This is a genomic window from Bifidobacterium sp. UBA744 (assembly GCA_002298605.1).
Classification (GTDB): Bacteria; Actinomycetota; Actinomycetes; order Actinomycetales; family Bifidobacteriaceae; genus Bifidobacterium.
Map to the genome: position 1 here is coordinate 1 of DBKS01000033.1, position 5,117 is coordinate 5,117.

General features: G+C 63.5%; 5 protein-coding genes. 4 read left to right on the forward strand and 1 reads right to left on the reverse strand.

Annotation, left to right across the window (positions count from 1 at the left end; translation table 11 throughout):
* Window positions 1–97 precede the first annotated feature (97 nt).
* From B2994_RS03665 to B2994_RS03675, 3 genes are read left to right on the forward strand one after another with little or no spacing between them, the layout of a single operon-like run.
* Window positions 98–613, forward strand: a complete 516-nt coding sequence (locus B2994_RS03665) for a TM2 domain-containing protein (RefSeq protein WP_414630635.1) — start codon at window positions 98–100, stop codon at window positions 611–613.
* The gene (gene bcp / locus B2994_RS03670; RefSeq protein WP_291527031.1) at window positions 613–1,080 is read left to right on the forward strand and encodes a thioredoxin-dependent thiol peroxidase; all 468 of its coding nucleotides are present in this window, start codon (window positions 613–615) and stop codon (window positions 1,078–1,080) included. The genes B2994_RS03665 and bcp overlap by 1 nt, the downstream gene beginning before the upstream one ends.
* Before the next feature lie 46 nt (window positions 1,081–1,126).
* Complete coding sequence (locus B2994_RS03675) at window positions 1,127–2,047, forward strand: isoaspartyl peptidase/L-asparaginase family protein (protein WP_291527032.1); 921 nt, start codon at window positions 1,127–1,129, stop codon at window positions 2,045–2,047.
* 22 nt (window positions 2,048–2,069) lie between these two features.
* Here B2994_RS03675 and B2994_RS03680 read toward each other — a convergent pair whose 3' ends face one another.
* A complete protein-coding gene (locus B2994_RS03680; protein ID WP_291527033.1) occupies window positions 2,070–3,437 on the reverse strand; it encodes an MFS transporter in 1,368 nt (455 codons plus the stop codon).
* A 134-nt stretch (window positions 3,438–3,571) separates the two neighbouring features.
* Between B2994_RS03680 and B2994_RS03685 the strand changes: the two genes are divergently transcribed.
* A complete protein-coding gene (locus B2994_RS03685) occupies window positions 3,572–5,113 on the forward strand; it encodes a C69 family dipeptidase (protein WP_291527034.1) in 1,542 nt (513 codons plus the stop codon).
* Window positions 5,114–5,117 lie beyond the last annotated feature (4 nt).

Genomic DNA, 5,117 nt, shown 5'->3' on the forward strand with positions numbered 1-5,117 from the left:
CCTATGCGGTGTGTCTGGACCTGTGGGCGTTGACAAGCCTTGGCGCAGGCATGTGCGATGATGGAAGCGCATCGCAGAGCATCAGGGGAGAAGCGGTATGAGTTATGATCAGCAGCCCGGCTTCGGGCAGAATGGGCAAGCGGGTACGTCGTCGCAGCCGCAGTATGGCCAGCCTCAGTATGGTCAGTTTCCGTACGGCCAGCCCCAGCAACCGTATGGCCAGCCGCAGCCGCAGTATGGTCCGCCGGTCGGCGACCAGGGGACGCCGAATGGCTACTACGGCTCCCAACAGGGCTCTGCCCAGCAGGGGCCGGCCTACGCCCAGCAGCCGGGATATTCCCCGTACCGGCAGCCGATGGCGATGAGCTCCAAGTCGAAGATAGCGGCTGGTCTGCTGGGCATTTTCCTTGGGGGACTGGGCGTCCATAACTTTTATCTCGGCAACACCGGCAAGGCCGTCGTGCAGCTGCTGCTGACGCTGGTCGGCTGGATTGTGGTCGTCGGCCCAATGATTTCGGGTATCTGGGGACTGGTCGAGGGCATTATGATTCTCGCCAGTCATCCGGGCAATTCGTGGCATCGGGACTCCGACGGATACGAGCTGCAGGACTGATGCGGCTGGAAGCCGGTCAGCAGGCTCCGGATTTCAGCCTGTCAAGCGATCGTGGCGATATCGTCAGCCTCGCCGGTCTGCGGGGACGTCGCGTCATCCTGTATTTCTTCCCCGCGGCCATGACGCCGGGGTGCACGAAAGAGGCATGTGATTTTCGAGACAACCTCAATCGTCTGACCGCATTGAACTATGCCGTGCTTGGCGTTTCGAAGGATGCCCCGGACAAACTCGCCCGGTTCCGCGAACGGGACGGACTGACGTTCCCGTTGCTGAGCGACGCGGATCTGACCGTACACCAGGCGTATGGCGCCTATGGCGTCAGGAAACTGTACGGCAGGGAGGTGCTGGGAACCATCCGCTCGACCTTCGTGATCGACGAGAACGGCATGCTGCTGCTGGCCCGCTACAATGTGCGCGCCACCGGCCATGTGGATTCACTGATGAAGCAGCTCGCCAAATTAGGCTAACTGGTTTTTCCGTTTTTTTTAGGGAACAAAGAAGGTGCGATCAACTATGACGACAGTGGAAACGACTCCGCAGAGCGAATCCGGGAACGGCGTCATGCTGGTGATTCACGCGGGGGCGGGCGGCCGCCGAGCCGATGCGAGCCCGGAACGCACGGCCCGTGTCGAAAACGATCTCGCCCGTGCGCTTGACGCCGGCTATGCGGTGCTGGATCGCGGCGGATCCGCGGAGGACGCCGTGGTGGCGGCCATCCATGTGATGGAGGACGCGGTGGAGTTCAACGCCGGGCATGGCGCCGCCCTCACCAGCGAGGGCAAGGTGTCGATGGATGCCTGCCTGATGACTGGCGACGGCGAAGTCGGGTCGGCCGCCGGGCTGACGACCGCCAGCCATCCGATTGACGTGGCGCGCGCGGTCAAGGAACGCACCAAACACGTGATGTTCGCGCTGCCCGGAGAGGATTTGCTTCGACAGTGGCATATCGGCGTCGAATGTCCCGAGGCCTTCGTCACCGAGGATCGGCGCGCATCATTGGAGCGTGCGCAGCGGGAAGGCGACGTCTGGGAGAAGCACGGAACCATCGGCGCCGTGGCCCGAGACGCCGGCGGTCATCTTGCCGCGGCAACCTCCACGGGCGGCATCACCAATCAGATGCCCGGACGCGTGGGGGACACGCCGCTGCCCGGCTGCGGCAACTACGCCGCCGATGGCGTGGCCGCGGTGTCCGGCACCGGGGTGGGCGAGGCGTTCGTCCGCACGGTGGCCGCCCATCAGCTGGCGGATCGCATGCGTTTCGCCGGACAGACCGCTTCCGCGGCCTCACAGGCGGTGCTGGATGATATCGCCGCGCATCGGGGCGACGGTGGCGTGATCGTGGTGCCGGCGAATGGCGCCGGCGTGGTGGCGTATAACAGCGAGATGATGAATTACGGCTACGCCACGCCGTCGGGGCGACGTGTTCACGGCTGACGGTTGCCATGCGGCTTGTGTCTCAGCTGCGATGCGCGTGCGCGCCTGACAGCTTGGCGGCGACGTCGGCGCGGCATCGAGCCATCACCCGCAGGGTTTTCGGCAGCATGACGGTCATGCCGATGAGCCCCGCAGCCCAAATCGGGTATTGGATCAACACCGCCACACGCATGGCATGATCGGTGTACAGGCTGGGGGCCGTGGCGCCCTGCGCGTCGAGCAGGAGCCCGACACCGAGGAACACGATCGCCGACGAGACGAAACCGCCCGTGTTGGCGAATCCGGTGGCCGAGCCGAGATTGGCGGTGTCATTGGTGTCCCGCACGTAGTCCATGGCGATATTCGACGCCGGGCCGCCGCTTGACATCGCCAGCAGGAGCAAAGCCATGAACCAGATGGGGTGCGGGCCGGGCGTGAGCAGCAGAATTGTCCACAGCACTATCTGCGATCCGATCGAGACGTACACCACCGCGGCGCGGCCATGCACCGGATGCAAGCCGGCGAGTCTGCCCATAATCAGCGCCCAGGCCGCATTGATGACCATGCCGGTCACCAGATACGCGCTGGCAGTGGATTGGCCCCATCCCTCGACGGCCAGCAGAAAGGGGATGCCCCATAGCTGATTCATCATATTGATGGAGAACCATGTGGCGGAGTGCACCCAGAAGCCGCAGATGGTGCCGGGGGATTTCAGCGACGTCCTGAGGCCGTGCAGCGCCGTCTTCAAACCTCCGGCCGGGCGTTCGTGACGGTGGCCGGTCTGACGCGGGTCGTCGCGAACAGTGGCGAGCACGGCCGCCGCCATCAGCAGTCCAACTCCCGCGATGGACAGGAAGGCGACCTGCCAGCTCGTCCAGCGCATCAGCCAGACGAAGGGGTAGATGGAGATGATCTGGCCGATGCCGCCGAGCATCGAGGTCATCTGCGTCAGCAGCGGGGCCTGCCGCATGGGGAACCAGGCGGAAACCAGCCGAACCACCGAGATGAACACAAGCGCGTCGCCGAGCCCGACAATGCCGCGCCCCACCACGGCCAGCGCGGTGACGGGCGCGAGCGCCATGAAGGTCTGGCCGACCGCCATGAAGACGCCGCCGGAGGCGATGAGGGCGCGTGCGCCGAAACGGTCGAGGAGCACGCCGGCCGGCACCTGCATGAGCGCGTAGACGAAGAGCTGCAGATAGAGGAATCCCGACAAGGCGGTGCTGGTAGTGCCGAAATGTTCGGCGGCGACGATTCCCGTGGCCGACAATGACGAGCGGCAGGTCACCGCGAAGATATAGCCAAGCAGCCCCATGCCCCATACCGCGTAGGCCCGCGGGCCGCCGGACGGTGCTCGGCCTGCGGAGCCTGTGCTCAGGCCGTCGTTGGTCTGGTTGCTGATCTCATTCATGCGCCTATCGTAACGCGAGGCCCGTAGCGAGGCCCGGCGGCATTCCTTCGAGCCTTCCCTCCGGAGCGGTTCGCCGTCCGACGTTGTTTCACGGCCGGGGCATCGTCCATACCGTGCTCCTAGAGTGGGGAATCATGTCATGTACCACGATTCTGATTGGTAAGGCCGCCAGCTATGACGGTTCGACCATTGTCGCCCGTAATGATGATTCCGGGCATGGTAAGTTCGACCCCAAGCGGTTTGTGGCGGTTCGTCCCGAGGACCAGCCTCGTCATTATGTGTCCGAGATCAGTCATGCGGCCAAGGATCTGCCTGACGACCCGTGCTTGTACTCGATTGTCCCGAACGCCCTGCCCGGGCGCGGCATTCTGGCCGAGGCGGGCGCGTCGGTGCGCAATGTGGCGATGAGCGCCACCGAAACCATTGCGGTCAACGAGCGTGTGCTGGCCGCTGATCCGATGGTGAAGCTGATACCGGCCGTCGGCGAGCCTGGTGACGAGGATTATCAGGCGGAGGTCCCCGGCGGCATCGGCGAGGAAGATCTCATCACCTTGGTGCTGCCGTATGTGCACACCGCGCGCGAAGGCGTCGAGCGACTTGGCGCACTGCTGGAACGCTACGGCACCTATGAGGCCAATGGCATTGCAATCAGCGACGTGGATGACATCTGGTACGTCGAGACGATCGGCGGCCATCATTGGATCGCCCGTCGTGTGCCCGACGACTGCTACGCCGCCATTCCGAACCAGCTTGGCCTGGACCAGTTCGATCTTGAGGACGCGCTGGGCGAACAGCGGGAGTATATGTGCAGCGCCGACCTGCGTGAGTTCATCGATGCCAACCACTTGGACGTGTCGATGGATCCCGATACCCGTCATCTCAATCCGCGCGCGCTCTTCGGCACCCGCACCGACAAGGACCATGTGTACAACACGCCGCGCGCCTGGTACATGCAACGGTATCTTAACCCCAGTGAGGATTGGGATTCGCCGTCTGCGGCCTACACGCCCATTTCCGACGACATTCCGTGGTGCCGCAGGCCGGAGAACAAGGTCACCATCGAGGACATCGACTTTCTGATGAGCTCGCATTACGAGGGCACCGATTACGATCCGTACGGCACGCGCGGCACGGAGGAGACCCGCAGACGGTATCGCCCGATTGGCATCAACCGCAATGGTCAGCTGGTGGCGCTGCAGATCCGACCTTATGAGCATGAGGAGAACCGTTCGGTGATGTGGATTTCGTACGGTTCGAATCCCTTTACCTCGCTCGCGCCGTTTTACGCCAACGTGACGAACACCCCAGCGTATCTCAGCAACACCACCGCCGAGGTTTCCACCGACTCGTTCTATTGGACGAATCGCATCATCGCAGCGATCGCGGATCCGCATTATCGGGCCAACAGCAACGATCTTGAACAGTATCGAGAAGACGTGCTGAGCTTCGGCCACAAGTTGGTGGCAACCACGGATGCCACGGTGGACGCCGCTTTGGCCGACGCGTCGGTGAGCAATGTGGCGCGCAGCGAGAAACGCAGCGTGGTCAGCGCCGACTTGGAACGGGCCAATCAGGAGATGGCCGACTATCTCAAGACGCGCACCTCCAAGTTGCTGGACCAGGTGCTGTATACGTCCAGCAATCTCATGATCAACGCGTTCCATATGTCGGACTGAGCGG